The organism is Planctomicrobium stercoris, assembly GCF_051465655.1.
Lineage (GTDB): Bacteria > Planctomycetota > Planctomycetia > Planctomycetales > Planctomycetaceae > Planctomicrobium.
Genome location: NZ_CP195791.1, coordinates 3,091,064 through 3,113,981, shown reverse-complemented (window position 1 = coordinate 3,113,981; position 22,918 = coordinate 3,091,064). Strand labels below are relative to the sequence as shown.

Below are 22,918 nucleotides of genomic sequence, written 5' to 3'. Positions count from 1 at the left end.
GCATCCGCTCCAATATCGATTTCCGTTCTTCCCGGTCTTCTGGAGGTCTCGTCATGCAGCGTTCGCAAAAGCGTGGTTTTACATTGATCGAACTGTTAGTCGTAATTGCCATCATCGCAGTGCTGATCGCACTGCTGTTGCCGGCAGTGCAGCAGGCGAGAGAAGCTGCAAGACGAACACAGTGCAAAAACAACCTGAAGCAGCTGGGCCTGGCGCTTCACAATTATCATGAACAGGTGAACTGTTTTCCCGGCGGAATTTATGGTGAACAGGGCGGTGCCGGGAATAACTGGGCCTGGGGCGTGATGCTGTTTCCCATGATCGATCAGGCGGCCGCCTTCAATGTAATCGGCGTCAACACTGATAAGCCCCATTCCGCCGCACAAGTGACTGCCAAGCTTGCCGCACTTCAAACCGGGTACCCGGCATTCCGATGTCCTTCTGATACAGGCCCGACATTAAATTCTGTTTGGACATTCCGTCAGGGCCTCAACGGAGCCAGCATCGGCACCAGCAATTCGAATTACGTGGCGTCAATTTGCTCATTCGCAGGGCAACGGGGTGACAATGCAAACGGAGTGTTCGGATGCGCAGGAACACCATATTTCATCGGGCTACGCAAGATCTCCATGAGAGATATCACCGACGGAACCAGCAACACTATTGCTCTGGGTGAACGGGCCTACTCGATCAAAGGATATACGCTTGGAGCTGCTCTTCTATTTGCAGCGAACGACATGGACGAAGATCTTCCCACATCCATCACTGCGACTTCGCAGTTCTATGGGATGTCGACCGTCACAGCCAGTGGCAAATATCTGCTGAATCTCGACCCTCGTGGTTTCAGCAGTAATCACGTGGGCGGGGCCCATTTCGTACTGTGTGACGGTTCGGTTCGCTTTATCAGCGAAAACACCAATCACAACACCGACACGGCTGTGAACAGCACCATGGAATATCTCATCGCACGGGAAGACGGAAATCCCATCGGTGAATTCTGAAACCGCTTGACTTCAGCGGGGGTGTCCCGGACCTGCTTCCGGTCCGGAACGCCCCCAGTTCGTTGCGAATCCCTTTCAAACATTTGTAGACAGACCATGAATCAAGTCTTAATCGTCATCGGCGATGCCAGTGAAACGCTGGATACCCTTTATCCGTATTACCGTCTGCAGGAAGACGGGTTTATTCCGGTTGTCGCGGCGCCTGAGGCACAGCGATATCAGATGGTGATGCACGAAGTCCGACCGGGATGGACAATCACAAAGGAGTGGGAAGGCTATCAGCTGGAAGCGACCATCAGCTTCCGCGATGTCGACCCGGATGACTACCTGGGAGTCTTCTTCAGCGGCGGACGGGCCCCCGAATATCTTCGCGATGACCCGGACCTGATTCGGATCACTCAAAACTTTTTTCGAGTCAACAAGCCGATTGCCAGCGTCTGCCATGGAGTGGAAATCGCAGCCCGTGCCGGGTGTGTTTCCGGACGCCGAATGGCCACCGTGGCGAAGTGTCGATTCGACCTTGAAGTCTGCGGCGGCATCTACGTGAACGAACCTTGCGTCGTCGATGGCAATCTGGTCTCAGGGCGAACCTATCACGACAACGGCCTGTATCTGGGACCGTGGATCAAACTCTTGAAGGAAGCGCGGCAGCAACGGCACAGGTCGCCAGCGGCATCTTTGGATCGTCACGCAGTCCTGGCAGATTCCTCGGTTCGTTAAGACGATCTTTGTCCCACCGGATTGATCATCAAAGCAAACATCATTTCAGCACAGGTCTCAACAGGGAGTTTTATCAATGACATCACCTACGAATCTGGCTGTCAAACGGGTCAGGACGTCACTGCGATTCCTTGGCCCCTGCATTCTGTTGTCAGCATTCATTCTCTCCGCGTGTGGATCTGGACGTAATCTGCCGGAGCTGGGCACAGTTCAAGGGGTCGTCACGCTGGACGGACAACCGCTGAGCAATGCCAATGTTTCCTTCGACCCGACTGCGGAGGGCCGCTCCTCTTCCGGCTTTACGGACGCTCAGGGGCGATACGACCTGAGGTATGGCCTGGATGTCAAAGGGGCCAAGCTGGGATCCTACAACGTTCGCATCTGGACATATCAGAAAGGGGGCGACGAACCTGGTTCTGCCCCCGAAATTCCGGAATTGGTCCCCGAGAAGTATCACAAGCCCGGCGCATTAACCGCGGATGTCAAAGATGCAACCAACACCGTCAATTTCGAATTGACCACGAAATAGATCAGTTCGCTCGAACGTGTGTAGACGGTTCAGGCGCATGACCACATCAGGTTCGAGCTGATCACTGAATGTCATTTTGAAAACTGATTTCGTACACGCATGCTTCACTCAGCCGCCTGAACTCATTTCCTCCTGCTTCGCGAAAGTTGCCAGAGAAAGCCACGATGCAGACTCTCCGAAACCTTCCGACCGTCCTGTGTGCGTTGCTGTACGTGATCACGTTGAACACCGCTCCCGCGCTGGCAGATCATGCCAGGCCGCTGGGGTACCTGAAAGACATCCGGCCGATTCTCGCTGAGAACTGTTTCACCTGTCATGGACCGGATGGAGAGATGCGCCAGGCGGAGTTGCGGCTTGACCAGCGTGAGGATGCGATCCGCACACTGCCGTCGGGGAAGATGGCGATCGTTCCCGGCGACTTGTCCAGCAGTGAACTGATCGCGAGGATCGGATCCAGCGACGCGGAAACATTGATGCCGCCTCCCGATTCGAAGCATCAATTGTCGGCCGCACAGAAAGCGCTGCTGACAGACTGGATCAAGCAAGGAGCAAACTACGAAAAGCACTGGGCGTTCGAAGAACCGGTCCTGACAGATCTCCCGGACGTTCGGAACACAGAGTGGATCAGGAACGAAATCGACCGCTTCATTCTTGCAGGAATCGAAGCTGAGGGACTGGGCCCCTCCCCCGAAGCGGATCGACTGACTCTCCTGCGTCGACTCTCTCTGGACCTGACCGGCCTTCCCCCCACGCTGGAGGAGATTCAAACGTTCCAGCAGGATCGCTCCGAGGACGCTTACGAGCGTCTGGTCGATCAATTGCTCGCTTCACCGCATTACGGGGAAAAGCTGGCGCAGTCGTGGCTGGATCTGGCACGATTCGGGGACACCAGCGGGTACCAGGACGACAATGACCGTCCGAATTTCCCCTATCGCGACTACGTCATCGACGCTTTCAACCGTAATCTTCCCTTCGATCAATTCACGATCGAGAACCTCGCGGGAGACCTCATTCCCGAGGCAACGCGTTCTCAGCTGGTCGCTTCCGGATTCAACCGTCTGCATCGACACAATGAAGAGGGGGGCTCCGACCCCGATGAGTTTCGCGTCGTTTATACTGTGGATCGCACGAACACGACAGCAGCGACCTGGATGGGTCTGACGTTCGGATGTGCCCAGTGCCATGATCATAAATATGATCCGGTCACTCAGAAGGAGTACTACGAGCTGTTTGCCTTCTTCAACAGCCTGGAAGGTGAAGTTCCTATTCTGAAAGGGGCAGTGTGTCCCCCACAGATCCGGGTTCCGAATTCTGACCAGCAACGAAGAATCGACGAACTCAAACAGCGAATCGTGGCTGGCGAGTCCCGCGTGCGCGACGTTGAAAACGAGAATCAAAGCCAGTTCGAACAATGGCTGGCAACTGAGTCGGACTCTCTCCCCGCTGACGACTCACCCGCCGAAGCGGGTTCGATCGGAGGGGTGATTGCGCGGACAAGTCTGCCAGCGTATTTCGGCGACTTCAAACTGGCAACGGGGCTCTCCTTCTCGACCCCTTTGCAGGCCAAAGGAAGGATCTTCGTCACCAGTGGGGTCAATACGGAGGCGACCGTCGGGTATTTCTCTGCTGCTTCAGGTTCGCCACAGTTCCCTGCCATTGGGATGGAAGTGGCTGAAGGGCCCCGATTTTTCGCGGCGGTGACGCTCCCGAACGGAAAAGTCATCCACTCCCAGGCAATCAACGCGGAATACCAGAAGACCTACGAATGGAAGTGGATTTACCAGGCCGACGAGAAACGCCTGACCGTGATGGTTTCACACGAATCAAACCCCACAGGACAGGCTGCCCTGGATCTGAAGGAGGCTGAACTTCCTGATCTGTCCTTCAACGCATTCGGAATTTCCGTCCGCAGCCTCGATTCGCAGAACGTCCCGATCGAGTTCTATCTCGACGAACTCTCCTATCTCGCAGGGCCCGAAGGAGATTTGAGGAAGCCACTGCTGCTCGACGATCCGAAGTGGACAGGCTATCGCAACCAGGACGACGGCCACCGCTTCGGATACGTCAAAAGCACTCCACTGGGGGAGGGCGAACAACAACGGATTCACCGGCTGTTGCGAGTCCCTGTAAAAGACCGCCTGCCGGAGCAGGTGCAACAGCTGCGTGATTACTTCCTCCGGGAGTATGCACCCGCGTATCAGCAGGGACTGTCCGATCTGGCACTGGCGAGAAAAGAGCTGACGGACTACGACAACACGCTCCCCTTGGCCATGATCTGGAAAGAGATGCCGACACCTCGCATGACCCGTATTCTGAAGCGTGGAGACTTCCAGCAGCCAGCGGACGTCGTGGAACGCAACGTTCCGGGCATCTTCCCGCAGTTTCCAGAAGATGGCCCCCGCAACAGATTGGGGCTTGCCCGCTGGCTGGTGGGCGGACATCACCCACTCACATCACGTGTGATCGTCAACCGGATCTGGACCCAGTTGATGGGCGCCGGACTGGTCCGGACTCCGGATGACTTCGGGATTCGTGGAGAGTTACCGACGCATCCGGAACTACTCGACCGGCTGGCGGTAAGGTTTCACACTCCGGCGAACAAATCCGCCACGTCCACCTCCGGACGAGATCAAGCAGCCGGGATGGGCTGGGATCTGAAGCAGCTGATGAAACTGATTGTGATGTCGTCGACGTACCGACAGTCTTCCGTCCTCTCGCCCGAGCTGAGGGAGCGGGATCCGACGAATCGACTGTTCGCCAGGGGAACACGCTTCCGCCTGACGGCTGAAGAAATCCGGGACTCCGCCCTGGTGGCGTCCGGACTGCTCGCCCGCGAAGTCGGAGGACCGAGTGTCTTCCCGTACCAGCCCAGTGACTTCTACTCGGACAAGGAAGATGACCCGGGCGAGTGGCAGTGGAATACTTCTCCGGGACCCTCTTCCCATCGACGCGGAATCTACACGTTCATCCGCCGGACTTCCCCGTACCCGGCGTATCAGACATTCGACGCCCCCAGTCGAGGAGAATGCGTGGTCGCCCGATCAACAACCAACACTCCGCTGCAGGCTCTGATTACATTGAACGATCCTGTTTTCATGGAGGCTGCCCAGGCTCTCGGGATCCAGATGGCGGGGCGGACAGGGACAGTCAGTGAGCGGATTCAGACCCTGTTTCAGTCCGTCTTGACCCGGTTTCCGACGGCCGAGGAGCAGGGGATCCTTCTGCAATTCTACGAAGAGGAACTCAAGCACTACGCCTCCCAACCGGCCAATGCACAGACGTTGACTGGGCAAGGAATCGATAAAAACTTCACTTCCGCAGAACAGACGGCAGCCTGGACGCTGCTGGCAAACGTTCTTCTGAATCTGGATGAAGCAATCACGCGGGAATGATTCGGGAAGCGTCAGTTTACGACAGTCGGGGAAATCTGAAGGAAGCAAGCCGATGCCAACCTCTTACAATTTCAACCCGTTTCCTCGTGAGTGGTGCGGAATGCGCCGTCGATTTCTCTTCGAAACGTCCATGGGGTTGGGGACGGCCGCCTGTGCTTCGCTGTTGAATCTCTCGGGCGCTCGTGCGGAATCAAGCGGCTCCGACTCCCGGTTTCTGACGAAACCACCACGTGCAAAACGTGTGATTCATCTTTTCATGTCCGGGGCGCCGTCCCAGATGGACCTGTTCGACCACAAGCCCGTGCTGCAGGAAATGAATGGCCAGGAGATCCCGAAAAGTATTATCGGATCCCAACGTCTGACCACGATGACCAGCGGGCAGGCTTCGTTTCCGGTAGCAGGCTCGCATTTTCGATTTGATCGATGTGGGGACAGCGGACTGGAGGTGAGCGAACTGCTCCCGCACACTGCGAAGATTGTCGATCGACTGGCAGTCATCCGCTCCATGTCGACAGACCCGATCAATCACGATCCCGCCGTGACCTTTCTGCAGACCGGAAGCAGTATCACGGGCCGCCCCTGTCTGGGGTCGTGGCTCTCATATGGTCTTGGATCAGAAAATTCGAATCTCCCGGACTTCATTGTGCTGACCTCTTCCGGCGGTCCCGGTGGTCAACCTCTGCTCACAAAGTACTGGCACAGCGGGTTTCTCCCCGGGAAGCATCAGGGGGTGCAGTTCCGCTCTCAGGGAAATGCGGTTCTGGGACTCAACGATCCTCCCGGCATCTCCCGGAACGAACGCAGACAGACCATCCAGACCGTGAACAACCTGAATCGAATCAAATTCGCGGCGACAGGAGACCCGGAAATCGAGGCCCGCATGAATGCGTATGAACTCGCGTTTCAGATGCAGACGTCGGTTCCCGAACTGATGGAGATTCAAGGAGAGCCCGAACATATCCTCAAGATGTACGGCGCGGTCCCCGGTGAGAGTTCGTTCGCTGGAAACTGCCTGATCGCTCGCAGAATGGTTGAGCGGGGAGTTCGCTTCGTACAACTCTTCGACAAGGACTGGGATCATCATGCCAATCTCCCGGTCAATCTTCGAAAGCAGACCCAGCGGACGGATCAGGCCTGTGCGGCTCTTGTGCTCGATCTGGAACAGCGGGGCCTTCTCGAGGACACGCTGGTGATCTGGGGAGGAGAATTCGGACGCACTGCGTATTGCCAGGGGTCACTGACCAGCGAGACCTACGGAAGAGATCACCATCCGCGGTGTTTCACCATGTGGCTCGCGGGTGCCGGCATCAAACCCGGCACGGTGCTCGGGAAGACGGACGATTTTTCGTACAACATCGTGGAAGACCCTGTGCATGTCCACGACCTTCAGGCGACGATCCTGCACTGCCTGGGGATTGACCACGAACGTCTGACCTACCGCTACCTCGGTCGTGATTTCCGCTTGACGGACGTCGGGGGAAAGGTGGTCAACGCGATCTTGTCTTAGCCCCTGTCTCAGGGGCTAGACCAGTTTGGTCTATCATGTGCAGGCGATTCAGGATTTTCACCGCATGAAAGTCCATATGATCGCCTGCGGAACGTAATAGATTATTGGCAAAACCGCTCTAGAGCGAACTTCACGACAGTGTGGCGTTCCGGCGGCGATCAACGCAGCTTTCGAACGACAAATCTCCCTGAATCGCCGCCAGACTTCTCTGTCAGGGGCGAAACGGCAGGTGTAAACGATTTGTCGGAACAGTCCGCTGGGAAATGTCTGGTCAATATCATCCTCCTCAGCAAGCGGCATTTGGATTACCTGTGCCAGCGCCCGCTCTCCTCGCTTCCGAATTCTGTGTGAACTCCCCTTGACGTGTACGCGTGTTCACGTATAGTCCACACAGAACAACCGAGCCCCACACCGCGCTGCGAAGGAGTCATGATGACCAGTTCCTCCCCACCTCTGGCGGATCCCTTACCGATCCGGCAGGAGAGGCTGCGGTCGCTGCAGGCCCGGCTGGGAACAGCTCCCTTGCGCTCACGCACGTGTCAGGCGTGGCGGTGGCCGGGGCTGGAAGGCCTGTTGCCGGAACGGCCCCTCCCCGCAGGGAGTCTGGTGGAACTGCTCCCTGCTCAAGCGGGGTGCGGAGCCTGGGAACTGGCTTTGGAGCTGGTCCGGCACCTGCAGCGGGAACGGGTCACTCCCATCCTGATCGACAACCAGCAGGAGTTCTTTCCGCCAGGGGCCGCGGAGCTGGGGTTGGATCTCGACCATCTGATGGTCGTTCAACCCCGGTCCCTGGCGGATCAGCTGTGGGCCATGGAGCAGGCCCTCCGCTGTGAGGGGAACGTTGTTGTTCTCAGCACGCTGGGACGCATTCCGGCCAATACGTATCGCCGGCTGAAGCTGGCAGCCGAACGGGGCATGAACCTGGGACTCTTCGTGAGAGAGGCCAGCCTCCGGTGTTCCCCCTCCTGGGCCGATTTTCGTTTGCTGGTCGAACCGGCCCGCTCTTCCACATCCTCCCGCCGGTACAAGGTGACGGCGCTGAACTCTCTGGAAGGAACCGCTACTCACTCTGTGCTGGAACGCTGCGATGACTCGGGTGCTCTGTCTGTGGTTCCCCCATTGGCCGATTCAAAGACGACTGCGATCCTCCCCTGCGCTTCGTGAACAGCCGCTGGTGCTTATCGCTTCCCATCACGGGCGTGAGATCGTCGGCCATGGCTGTGATCTGTCATCCCGTCGGGGGATCCGGACCGGCATGCCGCTGGCGGAAGCCCGGACTCTGCTGCAGACACGCTCCGGTCGCCCGGAGATCGGTCATTGTCTACCGGAGGAACCGGAACGAGATCAGCAGGCGCTGCGTCAGCTGGCGTGGGACTGTGAACGGTTCAGCCCGCTGGTGGGACTGGAGCAGACCGAGTTCCCGGAATCACTGCTCTTGGATGTCACCGGCTGCGCGGAGCATTTCGGGGGGGAGCAGGGGCTGACTCAGCAGGTGATCGCGTTCTGTCAGGAACGGGGCCTGCAGGCGCGAGTCGGTCTGGCGGACAGCACCGGAACCGCCTGGGCCGCCGCTCACCAGAACACAGCGCTGTCCCCCGTGTTGTGTGTCCCCTCGGGAGAACAGGAGTCGTTTCTTCGCCCGCAGCCGGTGTCGGCACTCAGGCTGCCTGCCAAGACGCTCGACCGGCTGCAGCAGGTGGGGCTGCGGACGATCGGTCAGTTGCTGGGATTGCCGCGTGAGACCTTGCCGGCCCGGTTTGGAACCGAACTGCTGCTACGGATTGATCAGGCCCTGGGGACCGTGCCTGAACTGATCCAGGCGGAACGTCGACCCGAGCCGCTGCAGGAGTCCTTGGAGTCTGAAGATCCGTTCTTCGATGTCGCGGTGCTGGAACTGATCGCCGGTGATCTGCTGGACCGGATGCTGAGTCTGTTACAGCCCCGCGGACAGGGGATCAAGCGGCTGGTCTGGACCCTGACTGGGCCGGACCAGCGCAGCATGACTCACACCCTGGAGCTGGTGCAGCCTTCGATCCAGCGGGATCATCTCCTCACGTTACTGGCGCTCCAATGGGAACGCATCTCCCTGAGTGGGGGGATTCAGGGGGTGCAGCTGCGGGGAGAGCAGATTGAGTTCCTCACCCCCCGCAGACAGACACTCTGGGAACTGGAGACAGACGATTCTTCCCCCTCGATTGATCAGCTGGTCGAGACTCTCAGCAGCCGGCTGGGACGGGATGCGGTCTTGCGGGCGGTCCTGCGGGCGGATGATCAACCGGAGCTGGCGTTCTCGCTGCACCCGGTCATTGGGGAACAGTCCCAGAGTGATCCCCTCCGGCTCCCGGCGATCCCCGGTCAGTCCGCTCGCACCCGTCCACTGTGGCTGCAGCGGGAACCGGTCGCGGTGGAGGTGATCGCCCGGCATCGGCAGGGGCCTCCCGCCCGGTTCCGCTGGCAGGGTCGGGACTGGACCATCCGGGAGTCCTGGGGACCGGAACGGATCACCACCGCCTGGTGGCGGGGACCGCTGGTGCGACGGGATTACTTTCAGGTGGAGTGCACCCAGGGAGAGCGGTTCTGGCTCTACCGGGAACTGGTGACAGGGAAGTGGTTTTTGCATGCCGCGTTTGATTGATTTTGATCCATGCCTGAGCAACCTCACCCGAGACCGGCCCGGCCGTTGCCTCATCCTCCGCAGCAGCGGGCGGGTGTCGGCGTCGACTATGTCGAACTCCACTGCAAGACGAACTATACGTTCCTGACCGGAGCGTCCCATCCCGATGAACTCGTCCAGCGGGCCGCGGATCTGGGCCATCGGGCACTGGCGATCACCGATCTCAACAGTGTTGCCGGAGTGGTCCGGGCGTATGCTGCCGCCAAGATCATTGGTCTCAAACTGCTGATCGGAGCGGAGGTCACCCCTGTGGATGCTCCGCCGGTGATCCTCTACTGCCAGAACCGGGAGGGGTATGCGAACCTGTGCCGGTTACTGACCCTGGGCCGCAGACGGAGCGAGAAGGGGAACTGTACGCTCCATTTTGCGGACATCGCCGCTCACAGTTCGCATCTCATCGCAGGGGTGTTGCTTCATGAGGTTTTGCGATGGGAAGAGGGAATCGCACATGCCTACCGCTACCGCGACCTGTTCGGAGACCGGGCCTACGGACTGGGGTCGCTGCACCTGGGGCCGAATGATGCCGGTCTGCTCGAACGATTGCACAACATCTCCCGCCAGACTCACCTGCCACTCACCGCCAGCAATGATGTCCATTATCACGTGCCCCAGCGGAGGATCCTCCAAGACGTCCTGACCGCGATTCGGTATGGCTGCCCTGTGGCGGAACTGGGGGCTCGCCGGTTCTGCAACGGGGAACGCTATCTCAAGTCTCCGGAGCAGATGCGGGAACTGTTCTCCACGATTCCCGAAGCGCTCATCCGTACGCAGGAGATCGCCGACCGGTGTCCGTTCTCGCTGGAGGAACTGAAGTACGAATACCCTCAGGAACTTTGTCCACCGGGGAAGACTCTCGCTGGATATCTGCGGGAACTGACCGAAGCAGGAATCCGGGAGCGGTATCCCCATGGTGTTCCCCCCAAGATCCGCAGCGCGATCGAGCATGAACTGTCGCTGATCTCGCAGCTGAACTACGAATCGTACTTCCTCACCGTCTGGGATCTGGTCCGGTTCGCCCGCAGTCAGGGGATCCTCTGCCAGGGACGGGGATCGGCCGCGAACTCCGCCGTCTGCTACTGCCTGGGAGTAACCTCCGTCGATCCAGCGCACTTCGACCTGCTGTTCGAACGGTTCATCTCCGCGGAGCGGGGAGAGGCACCTGATATCGATATCGACTTCGAACACGAACGCCGGGAAGAAGTCCTGCAGTACATCTATGACAAGTACGGACGAGAACGGGCCGGCATGACCGCCACGGTGATCACCTATCGTCCTCGCTCGGCGATCCGGGATGTCGGGAAAGCGCTCGGTCTTTCGCTGGACCGTATTGATCGACTGGCCAAAGGGGTCGACCACTTTGCCGAGAGCAGCCAGTTCGCCGGTCGATTTCAGGAACAGGGGCTGAGCCTGCAGTCCCGCACGGGGCAGCAGCTGCTCTGGCTCTCCCGGGAGATTCTGGGGTTCCCGCGGCATCTCTCCCAGCATGTGGGAGGAATGATCATTACCCAGCGTCCCCTGTGTGAGATGGTCCCGATTGAAAATGCCTCAATGCCGGGCCGCACAGTCATTCAGTGGGACAAGGATGATCTGGATACAATCGGGATTTTGAAGGTGGACTGCCTCTCGCTGGGAATGCTGACCGCGATCCAAAAATCGTTCGAACTGCTGGAAGTTCATCATCATCGACCGCTCAATCTCGCGACGATCCCGCAGGAGGATCAGACCGTTTACCAGATGATCTCGCGGGCGGATACGGTCGGTGTGTTTCAGGTGGAGTCTCGGGCCCAGATGGCAATGCATCCCCGGCTGCAACCCCGGACGTTCTATGACCTGGTCGTGGCGGTCGCGATCGTTCGACCCGGTCCGATTCAGGGGGACATGGTGAACCCTTATTTGCGGCGGCGGTCCGGAGAGGAACAGCCGGACTACCCCGACGAGCGACTCAAGGAGGTGCTCTGGAGAACCTTGGGGGTGCCGCTGTTTCAGGAACAGGTGATGAAGCTGGCGATGGTGGCCGCGGGGTTCAGTGCGGGGGAAGCGGATCAGCTGCGGAGGGCGATGGCCGCCTGGAGACGAAACGGGAGTCTGGATGAGTTTGAACCGAAGCTGATCGCCGGGATGAAGAAGAACGGCTACAGCGAGGAGCTGGCCAAACAGCTGTTCAAGATGATGCGGGGGTTCGGAGAGTACGGGTTCCCGGAAAGCCATGCCGCCAGCTTTGCACTGCTGGCGTATGCTTCCGCCTGGATCAAGTGCTATTACCCCGATGTGTTCTGCTGCGCACTGCTCAACAGCCAGCCGATGGGGTTCTATGCTCCCGCCCAACTGGTGCGGGATGCCCGGGAACACGATGTCGAAATCCGGCCGGTCGATGTGAACTGCAGTGACTGGGACTGCACACTGGAGGAAGCGGATGAAGGGACCTGGAAACCGGTTCGTCTGGGACTGCGGATGATCAGCGGACTGAGCCGCTCGGATGCGGAACGGATCGTGACCGCTCGAACAGATGAACCGTTTCAAACGTTCGCGGAGTTCAGCCGGCGGACCAAGCTTTCGCAAGGAGTGCTGGTTCGACTCTCCCGGGCGGATGCGTTCGGCTCGCTGCAGATCAATCGTCGTCAGGCGGGCTGGCAGTCACTGCTGCCGACCGACAGCGGACCGCTGTTTGAGAGTGAGAACTCTGAAGAGTTGGTTCCTCCGCTCCCGACGCTTGCACCGCAGGAAGAAGTGACCGCCGACTACCAGACGACCGGGCTGACACTTCGCAGCCATCCGGTGTCGTTCCTGCGGGAAGAACTGGCGAGCCTGGGAATCACGCCGGCGGATCAGCTGCTGGTAGGTAACCCCGATCGTCCGGTGAAAGTCGCGGGACTGGTCCTGCTGCGGCAGCGTCCTTCCACCGCCAAAGGGATCACGTTCGTCACCCTGGAAGATGAAACCGGGCACGTGAATCTGATTGTGTATCAGAACATCTGGGACCAGTACCGCCAGGCTGCTGTCAGTTCCTCACTGATGATCGCCACCGGCCAGCTTCAGCGCCACCACGGCGTGATCCACGTGGTCGTCCGCCGACTGGACAACGGCTCACAGCTGCTGCACGGAGTGAGAGTCAAGTCCCGGGATTTTCAGTGAAAGGGAGGTCTCAAGACATTGTGCATCCTCAAATAGACGCCACTTTCCTGACAATTCAAAAGGGTGAACGGTTCCGTTTCCAGTTTTCACCGATCTCTGCGAATGACGCTTCGCATTACGATGTCTCGTTTCATTTCTACGAAAACGAGAGCGATTCTCCCGTTTTCACCAGAAAACAGCATCGTGATTCCCCTCGATGACTTCTGGGCAAAGGTCAGCACGACAAGAACGCCGTGATTCATTTCAGTTGCGACTCTGTTTCGACATCGGTCGATCAATCGCGAATCCGGTTCACCAATTTCTGAATCCAGTGACTGTTGAGCGGGCACTTGTGTCAGGCAACGCGAAAATCATACACTGTCGGTCCCTCGAAACCGATATCAGGCAAATTCGATCGTCTCTCTCCATTGGAGATCCAGATGGCGCGTGCTGCAGAGGTTCTCGTCGACATGCTCGTGGCCGCCGGTGTCAAGCGGATGTACGGAGTTGCGGGGGATTCGCTCAATGGCATTACAGATGCCATTCGACGCGGCGATTCTTTAGAGTGGATGCACGTACGGCACGAGGAATCCGCAGCGTTCGCGGCCGGAGCGGAGGCCCATCTCACGAATCAGCTCGCAGTCTGCGCCGGCAGCTGCGGACCTGGGAACCTCCATTTGATCAACGGGCTGTTCGACTGTCATCGCAGCCGTGTTCCGGTGCTGGCCATTGCAGCTCAAATTCCCAGCCAGGAAATTGGCGGGGGTTACTTTCAGGAAACGAACCCACAGCAGCTCTTCCAGGATTGCAGCTATTATTGCGAGACCGTGCTGCATCCAGACCAGCTCCCGAGGATCCTCGGCATTGCGATGCGGACCGCAATCTTGCGCCGAGGTGTCGCTGTGGTTGTGATCTCCGGCGATGTCGCACTGCGTGAGTGTTCGGCTCCCTTCATCAAACTGGGCCTTCCCCAGCAACCTGCTGTCGTGATTCCTGCCCCAGGTGATCTCCAGACGGCTGCACAGATCTTGAATCAGTCAGAAAAAGTGACGATTCTGGGCGGAGCGGGATGCGCGGGAGCCCACGCCGAATTGATCGCAGCCGCCGAGAGGTTGCAATCCCCCATCGTGCATGCCCTCCGCGGCAAAGAGTTCATTGAGTACGACAACCCTTACGACGTCGGCATGACCGGGCTGCTGGGATTTGCGTCCGGATATCATGCGATGATGAACTGCGACACCCTGCTGATGTTGGGGACCGACTTCCCCTACCGGCAGTTTTATCCGCCGAAAGCCCGAATCATTCAGGTCGACATTCGCGGAGAGCAGATCGGTCGACGGACGAAGGTGGACCTGGGACTGGTTGGCTCCGTGAAAGACACACTGCAGTCACTGTTGCCAATGATCTCAGCGAAATCCGACTCAGGTTATCTGAAGACGTGTGTTTCGCACTATGAGCGGACCCGCAAGGGACTAGATGAGCTCGCTGTGGGCACGCCGGGAAAGACGCCGATTCATCCGCAGTATGTCGCCAGCGTGATCAACGAACTGGCAACCGATGATGCAGTGTTCACCTGTGATGTCGGCACCCCCACCGTCTGGGCGGCACGTTATTTGAAAATGAATGGCATGCGGCGGTTACTGGGATCGTTTACGCACGGTTCCATGGCGAATGCACTTCCGCAGGCGATTGGAGCTCAGGCAGCCTTTCCTGACCGGCAGATCGTCAGCCTCTCGGGTGACGGTGGGTTGGCCATGTTACTGGGGGATCTTCTGACCCTTCGGCAATTGAAGCTGCCCGTCAAACTGGTGGTCTTCAACAACAGCTCGCTGGGATTTGTGGAGCTGGAAATGAAAGCGACCGGGTTTCTGGATTTCGCCACAGACCTGGTGAATCCCGATTTTGCCAAGCTGGCAGATTCCACAGGCGTGCTTGGCCTGCGGGTCGAACGGCCGGAAGATCTCCGGCCGAGTCTGAAACAGGCGTTCGACCACGACGGTCCGGCACTGGTCGAGGTCCTGGTGAATCGGCAGGAACTGACCATGCCGCCGACCATTACTGCAGAGCAGATGCTGGGCTTCAGTCTGTACATGATTCGCGCGGTCATGAGCGGGCGCGGAGATGAAGTCATCGATCTCGCGAAAACAAATCTGTTTCGGTAAACGGGCTGTGAAGCTCTCTCTTCCAACCCCGCTTCAGCACTATCCAGGAGAATTGTGAGCATGGCAAACGAAGAGACCGTCACCGGGAATCTGGTACTGCACAATCCTCGTTTGAATAAAGGTTCCGCATTCACGTTGCAGGAGCGCCAATCGCTTCACATTGAAGGATTGCTGCCTCCCGGCGTCAGCACACTCGAACTGCAGGTGGCTCGCACTCATGCCGAGCTGGAAAATCTGGATAACGATCTGCAAAAATATCTCCTGCTGTCAGATCTGCAGGCGCGGAACGAGACTCTGTTCTACGCAGTGCTGATGTCGGATCCAGCACGCTTCATGCCGATCGTCTATACCCCCACGGTCGGTGAGGGCTGTCAGAAGTTCGACCACATTTTTCGGGCGACGCGGGGAATGTACCTCCCGATCAGCGGACGTGGCCGCATTCGAGATATCCTCAGCAACTGGCCTCAGAAAGACGTCCGGTTCATCGTGGTGACCGATGGCGAGCGGATTCTGGGACTTGGTGATCAAGGTGTGGGAGGGATGGGAATCCCAATCGGTAAGCTGGCCTTATACACAGCCTGTGCAGGAGTGCCTCCTCAATTCTGCCTGCCGGTCATGCTCGATGTCGGCACCAACAGTCAAACGTTACTCGAGGATCCTCTCTATCTGGGACTCCGCCAGCCACGTGCGCGTGGTGACGAGTACCATGCCTTCATCGATGAGTTTGTGGATGCAGTGCAGACCCTTTACCCGAAGTGCTGCATCCAATGGGAAGACTTCGCGAATCTGAACGCCGTTCCCATTCTGGAGCGTTTCCGGGACCGGATCTGCACTTACAACGATGACATTCAGGGGACAGCAGCTGTCGCACTTGCAGGCATCCTGGGAGCGTTGCGAATCACCGGTCAGAAATTGACCGATCAGCGGTTTCTCTTTCTCGGAGGAGGTTCGGCCGCGACGGGGATCGCCGAACTGGTCAGCCAGACAATGGCCATGGAAGGAATCACACTCCAGGCTGCGCGGGAACGAAACTCCTTGTTCGATATTCAGGGACTAATGGTCACCTCTCGAACAGACCTGGCCGATTTTCAAAAACCGTTCGCAATCAATCGACCTCCGATTTCCAACTTCGTGGACGCCATCAAAGCACTTCGACCGACCGGGATCATCGGGGTCAGTACGGTGCCGAAGCTCTTCAACCAGCAAGTCATCGAAGCCATGTCAGCAATCAACGAACGTCCCATAATCTTCCCCTATTCCAATCCGACCTCCCGGTCGGAATGCACAGCGGAGGAAGCGTACCGCTGGTCGAACGGTCGGGCCATCTTCGCCAGCGGCAGCCCGTTCCCGCCCGTCACCATCGGTGCAAAGACGTTTGTCCCGGGCCAGGGGAATAACGTCTACATCTTTCCTGCGATGGGGATGGCGGTGTATATGACCGAAGCCTCGCGCGTCACTGAGCAGATGTTTATCGTGGCTGCCCGTGCGGTCGCGGAACAGGTTTCCGACGAGAGTCTGTCTCAAGGCCTGATTTACCCGCCTCAAAGCCAGATCTTCTCGGCCTCGCTGCACGTCGCCGCCAGAGTCGCCGAGTTCATCTACGATCAGGGGCTTGCTCGCGCCCCCCGTCCAGGCGACATCCAGGCGGAATTGCGATCACAAGCATATCGACCAGTCTACCCGGGGTGAGTCTTTCATCGATTCAAACACAGTAGAGTTATCAGTCAGACGCGAACAGAATTCGTGCCATGCCGAAAAGATCGTACCGGAAAAGGGTCTCTTCAGTGCGATGTGAACGCCAGTTGTATCTCTCTGCATCGACCTGCAATCCTCGACCGAGGTTTGACACCGGGGGTATCAGGTACGTGTAATTCAGATCACGACGATCACGGGGCCGAGTCCCTTCCCACCCGAGGCGAGCTTCGGCGAATCGGAATCAAGAAAACCAGCAAACAGACAGTTCGAAACATCCTCAAGCGGGAAGTCCATCCACCCCGCCGCTGATGGAACGTCCCCCCTGGAGCGAGGTTTATTTCGCTTTTGAATCGAGATTAAACTCGAACTGATTCTGGCCTTTCGGTGTGATTGTCGCAGTGAATCCAGACTTACTGAAGTCGGCATAGACGGCCGGGGTCATCGGAACTTTCTGGAGTGGTGGATACTCCTTCGGGGCAGTGGCCGTGGCTGGTTTCCCTTCTCCGATCGGAACCCAGTCAATTTTTTCGACAGCCACCTGAAATTCTCCTTCCGTCACGCCGTCGAAGTCCTTGAAGGTCGTCAATTGAAACTTTCCGCTTGCATCGGTCACAGCAGTGCCGCCAAATTCTCCTTGAACCGGATTGAAGGTGACGACAGCCTTTTCAAGAGGCTGGCCGTCCATCCGGACGATGCCCCCTGATTTGTAGACTTTGGGGCGATTCTTTTCCCATCTGTCCTGACGGGAACACCCTGCTGGCAACACCGTGGCCAGGCAGAGAATCAGTAGAACTTTGAATCGGCGAATCGACATGGCGAAAGTGTCAGAGAAAGTGAAAGGAAATGGGATACTCACGTGCACTTCGTCAAAGGCTCATCCAGGCGATACCACAATTAAGAATAATCAGAAGCGAAGTCTGTCTCTCCGGCATCCATTACATTGACAGAGTAAGAGCCGCCCAGACGTTCTGAATGACCAAGGCAGATCCCTCTGCTGATGCAATCAGAACTCTCCGAGAACTTCGTCGCCGCTCCGGGTTCCCAGGGCTCCCCAGACTCCGAAGTTGCTGCGGCCTGTGGTGGCAACCGCAGCAGTGACATTGCCGGAATGGATGTTTTCACTCACGAAACGAACCGCACCATCGGCCATCAGCAGATGGACACCCCCATCATGCATCGACTTGGGGGGGATCACTCCCTGGTTGCCCGCGACATCCGCGCAGACCGCCGAGTTCGGTGGAAGAATAGTATTGAAACTGATCTTGGCCATCATTCCATCAGCCCAGCAGCATCCTGGAGCCCTTTCGCGCGGCATCGCTGTCGTGGAATCGTAAACGGTGAACTGGCGATTGATCCACTTTGCTTTGCAAGCAGATGGAGACTGCGTGTCCGTCCGGCTCGAAGCACCGAATCCATTGACGGAGACACCCGTGCCGTCGTCATCCCACAGGATCGTTTCCGACATCATGGCGGTATTGGAGGTGCCGTCGGTCACATCACGCAGTGAAAATTTGAATGACCCTCCAAACAGTCCGCGAATGCTGGGAAGTTCGTTAAGGCTCCAGGAGACATCTCCCAAATTGTAAACGTAGTTTGTTCCGGGCAGGTTCGCCGCAGCCAGAGTCACCGTAGGAGACGTAGGACACCTGTGGATTGGCACTTTGACATTGATCGCTCCGCCTCCCCAGTAGGGCGGGCTTAATTGCGTCATCAGGTTGTTATAGGCAACTGCCTGATCGTAAAACGGAAGAAGTGCCACATGGGCGCTGTAACGATTGCCAACCTGATTGGGACCGCTGCGTCCCAGCGGAAGGGCATTGTAAGCGTCGTGATAGTTGTGAATTGCCAGTCCAAACTGCTTCAGATTGTTCTTGCATTGCGAACGCCGTGCGGCTTCACGTGCCTGCTGCACAGCAGGCAGAAGCAGAGACACCAGAACGGCAATGATCGCGATAACAACCAGAAGTTCGATCAACGTGAATCCGGTACGGATTCGTTTTAATGCCAAGGACATGATAAACCTCTCTGTTCTGTGACAAAGATTTGAAAAACATCAATTTAGAAATGCTCTGCAGAAGCGAATCAGTGACGGACTGGTTCAAACCAGCAACTCCCGCAACGGTTCAGTGCTGTCTCCGTGGCGATCGACGTTCACACCTACGCCCTGCAGGAGTGCCAGCCACGCGTTGCACAGCGGTGCGTCTTTTTTCGCCACGATGTTCTCCCCGAGCCGCACACCTGCACCCCCGCCGGTAATGAGCGTCGGGCAATTGGTGAGATCATGGCCGGTCCGGATGTTGCTTCCATATGCCAGGGCAATGTGATCAAACAGGCGGCTTCCGTCCGCCTCTCTGGTCTCTTTCAATTGATCAATGAGGCCGGCCAGCAGTCTGCTCTGGGCGACATCCCGCGTCTGGGAAGTGACCAGCTTGGCTCCCCGAGTCGCATGGTAATGGCTCATGTCATGCGGAGCCGTATCACAGCCCAGGCTCGTCAGTAATGTGGCGACCGGCTGCCGGTACGTGATGACCCGCGTGCTGTCTGTCTGGAAGGCAGCGACCATCAGCCTGTACATCAGCTCGATTTCCTCTTTCCCTTGCAACTCTTGGCTGGGGGCACCAAAGGGAGCTTGTGGAAGCTCCTTTGCCATCCACTGTTCATCTTTCGTGAGGCGAGTTTCGATGCTCCGGATACCCGCCAGGTATTCTTCGAGCTTCTGATTGTCTGTGCGATTCAGGCCACGCTGCAGGCTGTGTGTATTTTCCATGACGGCATCGAGAACACTCCGTTTGCGGGCGAGCATCGCCTTCTGCTGTTCGATGGGAGTGGTGTTCTTCGAGAAGAGCCGGTGATAGGCCGCCAGCGGTCCGTTCTCGCCGCTGATCGGTTTTCCGCTCACGTCCCAGGCCAATGAAAGCCCGACTCCGTGCCCGGAGCGATCCCCTTGCTCGCTGTGATTGAACTGCAGCGAACTGAACCGGGTCTCCTTGCCAAACTGGAGGGCTGCCACCTGGTCGGCAGAGATTGTATTGCTGAAGCTCTGACCGGGCTGAGCGTACGGATTGGCTCCGGTGAGCCACCAGGTGCTGCCGGCATGCCCTTCGTTGGAGAATTTGTTTCGCAATCCCTGAACGATGGAGAAATCGGCGCGATGTCGTTCCAGAGGCTTCAACCCCTCGGGCAGGACATAATCCCGCCCCGGCGTGTTGATATCCGGGTACCACGACTCCTCGGTAATCCCCCAGCCGAATCCCAGAAACACAAGACGCTTGGGAGGGATCGCCACCGGACTCGCGGACGCAAAGCGTCGAAACCCGAATGACTCCATGAAAGGGAGTGCAATCAGGGCAGTGCTGGACTTCAGAAAGAGCCGACGCGAGCTGTCTGAGAGGCGTTTTTCCATGAGTTATTTGCTCTGAAATTCCTGGCTTTGAATCAGTGTGTGTACGAAATCCCGGACCGCGTATCTGTTTTCGCGGGCATGTTGCACCATGCTGTCGATCAGAGGTTGATCGCTGAAACCGGCGGGCCGCCCCAGACCGAATTCGATCAGAGCTTCACTATACCCCTGGACAAAATCGTCTCGATGGGCAGCAATCAGTTCACGCAGTTCGAAGAAGTCTTTGAACTCCGGCCCGTGGTACAGCTTGGATGAGGGATCGATTGTCCAGGTGATGCGGCCCTGGGGATCAGGCTGACCATTGTCTTTGATGACCTGATAAAAGTCCTCGGTTCGCCAGGCGCCGACGCCATCGAAGTTTTCCAGACCGAATCCGATCGGGTCGATTTTGCGATGACAGCTGTTGCACTGGGGGGCATCCTGATGAGCAATGAGTCGTTCTCGTGTCGTCAGCGCTTTGCCCGCGAGCCGAGCCAGCTGTGGAACGTTGGCGGGCGCGGGGGGAGGAGGATCATGCAGCAACTTGCGGAGCACCCAGGCTCCGCGTTCCACTGGACTGGAATTGTCTCCGTTTCCGCCCATGAGATGTACCGCCGCCATTCCCAGCAGCCCTCCTCGCGGTGAATCTGCAGGAACCGGCACCTTGCGGAACTCATCTCCGTGAACGCCTTCAATGCCGTAGTAGTTCGCCATCAACGCATTGACGATCACGTAATCTGCCATCAGCAAGTCCGACAGTGGAGCATTGTTCGCGAACAGGTGTTTGATTGTTTCGTAGATTTCCTGACGGGCGTTCAGCCGGGTCATGTTGGTGAACCGGGGATGACGTTCGAGGTTCACCTGAAAAAAATCGAGTCGTTCCAACCCCAGCCACTGATCGGCAAACGACTTGATAAAACCAAAGGCACGGGGATCGTTGAGAAGCCTTTCTGTCTGAGCCCGCAGAATCTCGGGCTGCAGAAGTTCTTCGGACTTCGCCAGCCCCCGCAGTTCTGCATCCGGCGGAGCGCTCCAGAGAAAGAAGGACAACCGGCAGGCGAGTTCCTGCCCACACAACTTTCGACGACCATCAGCATTCTGAGGTTCACCGAGATACAGGAATTGCGGGGACGAAAGAACGATCGCCAGCGTCTCTTTCAGGGCATCCGATTGTTTGATCCCCGCCTGGCGTTGCTCGTCATAGATGCTGACCAGTCGATCGATGTAATCCGGAGCTGGTTCAACTCCCCGAAATGCTTCTACGGCGAAACGCTCGATGGCGGGCCGGACTTCGCTGGCAGAAACGGGAGTCTTGTCATCCACCAGCACTGGGGTAAGTGCTGACATCCCCGGCGGGACCGGCAGCCGGGAATTGGGAACCCTCTCGATTTCCATCCAGTCGACCCACAGTGCGAACGTGCGTCCGATATTATTGTTGGCCCTGCGTTCCGCATCCGCGATTCTCAGTGTGTGCGGATAGTGGTCTCGCGTGCCGATTTCACGGAGGAACATCGAGCGATTGGCCCGTTCCCGATTTCCCCGAGTGATCGTTAACGGAAATTCGATCAGCTGTGGAGAGTCGATCGTCCCGGTGACTTCATGGGCACTGATTGGCTGCTCAATTCGAGGATCGATGCCGAACTCAATGAAGCGTCGATCGGGCGTCGCATGCTCCGTGATGGCCACCTGCAGCCGAACGACATAGTTGCCGGATGGCCAGTCAAATGGAATCAGCAGATTCACCGTCGCGTTGTCCAGCTCTGCCGGATGCTCGTTGGGAATTGCGAGGTAGGCTCCGCGATCGACTGCCGGTTGCTCGAGATAATAACGGTGATAGGGCAAGTGAAAGGGTGAGAGGGCTGTCACTGCCTTGTCAGCGTTGTCCTCTTCCGTCTTGAATCCGAAAGTTTCCGGGGCGGGAACGTTCGGAAACTTTCTCCAGGATCGATAGAAGATGTGCCGGTGATTCCCCAGCGGACCTTTACGAATTTCTTCCACGATCGCTGCGTTCTCAGGCAACGCGACGGCAGCGTCCACCAGCTGAGTCCACTGCCGGGCCCGCTGTTGTGCATCCAGCTGTCTTTCGATGAACTTTTCGACTTTGGGGGTAATCTCTTCCCCTTCGAAATGAAGCTTCTTTTCGACAGCAGCCGCCGCATGCCATTCAAAAGCCTCGTCAAGTGCCTCGCGGCCCAGGGCCAGGTATTGCTCGAACTGCGGTCCTGACATGAACAAATTCGCTCCAACGGTATCGAAGCGGCCACTCCCGGCGTCAGACGGAAGATCATTGACATTGATCTCAACCCCCAGCAGCTCTCGCAGTGAATTCCGATATTCACGACGATTGAGTCGGCGGAGTGTGATCTGACCGTTCTGATCGCTCAGGCTCTTGCGTGCGACCACCATCGTATGGGCCAGGTCATCCAGCAGGTTGGCTTTGGCGGCCGCATCTAGATTCGGTTCGCCAGCCGGAGGCATTTCGCCCGAGTTCAGCGCGTTCAGAATCTTCTGCCAACGCTGCGCAACAGGCAGGGAATCAATTTCCAACGGCAGGTCGTCCACCCGGAAACCCGCCTCAGCCGCTTCCTCACTATGACAGCTTTGGCAATGGGTCCTGAGTTGTTCGAGATGCTGCGCTGGAACCACTGGCTGCGGTACGTCACTGGCAGCCAGCATGCTGCAGCGTGCCGATGCAAGGAAGCAAATCAGAATTGCGATTCGAAAATTCATGAAGACGTTGCTACTGCC

At 57.7% G+C, this 22,918-nt stretch carries 14 protein-coding genes; 10 read left to right on the top strand and 4 right to left on the bottom strand.

Going from position 1 to position 22,918, the window contains the following annotated elements:
* Nucleotides 1-53: 53 nt before the first annotated feature.
* The 10 genes from SH661x_RS12750 (at nt 54) to SH661x_RS12705 (ending at nt 16,785) form a co-directional block, all read left to right on the top strand.
* Nucleotides 54-1,001 carry a DUF1559 family PulG-like putative transporter gene (locus SH661x_RS12750; RefSeq protein WP_437221942.1) on the top strand — a complete coding sequence of 316 codons (948 nt, stop codon included), beginning with the start codon at nt 54-56 and terminating at the stop codon, nt 999-1,001.
* A gap of 96 nt (nt 1,002-1,097) precedes the next feature.
* On the top strand, nt 1,098-1,721 hold the full coding sequence (locus SH661x_RS12745; protein ID WP_437221940.1) for a DJ-1/PfpI family protein: 624 nt from the start codon (nt 1,098-1,100) through the stop codon (nt 1,719-1,721).
* 76 nt (nt 1,722-1,797) lie between these two features.
* Nucleotides 1,798-2,250 (top strand): carboxypeptidase-like regulatory domain-containing protein, encoded by a 453-nt coding sequence (locus SH661x_RS12740; RefSeq protein ID WP_437221938.1) that lies wholly within the window; start codon nt 1,798-1,800, stop codon nt 2,248-2,250.
* A 164-nt stretch (nt 2,251-2,414) separates the two neighbouring features.
* The gene (locus SH661x_RS12735) at nt 2,415-5,642 is read left to right on the top strand and encodes a PSD1 and planctomycete cytochrome C domain-containing protein (protein ID WP_437221936.1); all 3,228 of its coding nucleotides are present in this window, start codon (nt 2,415-2,417) and stop codon (nt 5,640-5,642) included.
* A 52-nt stretch (nt 5,643-5,694) separates the two neighbouring features.
* Complete coding sequence (locus tag SH661x_RS12730; RefSeq protein WP_437221934.1) at nt 5,695-7,149, top strand: DUF1501 domain-containing protein; 1,455 nt, start codon at nt 5,695-5,697, stop codon at nt 7,147-7,149.
* Between the two features lie 429 nt (nt 7,150-7,578).
* Complete coding sequence (locus tag SH661x_RS12725; protein ID WP_437221932.1) at nt 7,579-8,313, top strand: ImuA family protein; 735 nt, start codon at nt 7,579-7,581, stop codon at nt 8,311-8,313.
* The gene (locus tag SH661x_RS12720) at nt 8,237-9,784 is read left to right on the top strand and encodes a hypothetical protein (protein ID WP_437221930.1); all 1,548 of its coding nucleotides are present in this window, start codon (nt 8,237-8,239) and stop codon (nt 9,782-9,784) included. Before SH661x_RS12725 ends, SH661x_RS12720 begins: the two co-directional genes overlap by 77 nt.
* 9 nt (nt 9,785-9,793) lie before the next feature.
* Nucleotides 9,794-12,955 (top strand): error-prone DNA polymerase, encoded by a 3,162-nt coding sequence (locus SH661x_RS12715; RefSeq protein WP_437221928.1) that lies wholly within the window; start codon nt 9,794-9,796, stop codon nt 12,953-12,955.
* 419 nt (nt 12,956-13,374) lie between these two features.
* A complete protein-coding gene (poxB, locus tag SH661x_RS12710; RefSeq protein WP_437221926.1) occupies nt 13,375-15,096 on the top strand; it encodes a ubiquinone-dependent pyruvate dehydrogenase in 1,722 nt (573 codons plus the stop codon).
* Nucleotides 15,097-15,156: 60 nt separating this feature from the next.
* Nucleotides 15,157-16,785, top strand: a complete 1,629-nt coding sequence (locus SH661x_RS12705; protein WP_437221924.1) for an NAD-dependent malic enzyme — start codon at nt 15,157-15,159, stop codon at nt 16,783-16,785.
* A 340-nt stretch (nt 16,786-17,125) separates the two neighbouring features.
* On the opposite strand, the gene SH661x_RS12700 is transcribed toward SH661x_RS12705, so the two are convergent.
* The 4 genes from SH661x_RS12700 to SH661x_RS12685 form a co-directional block, all read right to left on the bottom strand.
* Entirely contained in the window at nt 17,126-17,605 is a 480-nt protein-coding gene (locus SH661x_RS12700; RefSeq protein ID WP_437221922.1) for a carboxypeptidase-like regulatory domain-containing protein, read from the bottom strand.
* Between the two features lie 189 nt (nt 17,606-17,794).
* On the bottom strand, nt 17,795-18,805 hold the full coding sequence (locus SH661x_RS12695) for a DUF1559 family PulG-like putative transporter (protein ID WP_437221920.1): 1,011 nt from the start codon (nt 18,803-18,805) through the stop codon (nt 17,795-17,797).
* A gap of 84 nt (nt 18,806-18,889) precedes the next feature.
* Nucleotides 18,890-20,194, bottom strand: a complete 1,305-nt coding sequence (locus tag SH661x_RS12690; RefSeq protein WP_437221918.1) for a DUF1552 domain-containing protein — start codon at nt 20,192-20,194, stop codon at nt 18,890-18,892.
* Nucleotides 20,195-20,197: 3 nt separating this feature from the next.
* Nucleotides 20,198-22,900 (bottom strand): DUF1592 domain-containing protein, encoded by a 2,703-nt coding sequence (locus SH661x_RS12685; RefSeq protein WP_437221916.1) that lies wholly within the window; start codon nt 22,898-22,900, stop codon nt 20,198-20,200.
* Nucleotides 22,901-22,918 lie beyond the last annotated feature (18 nt).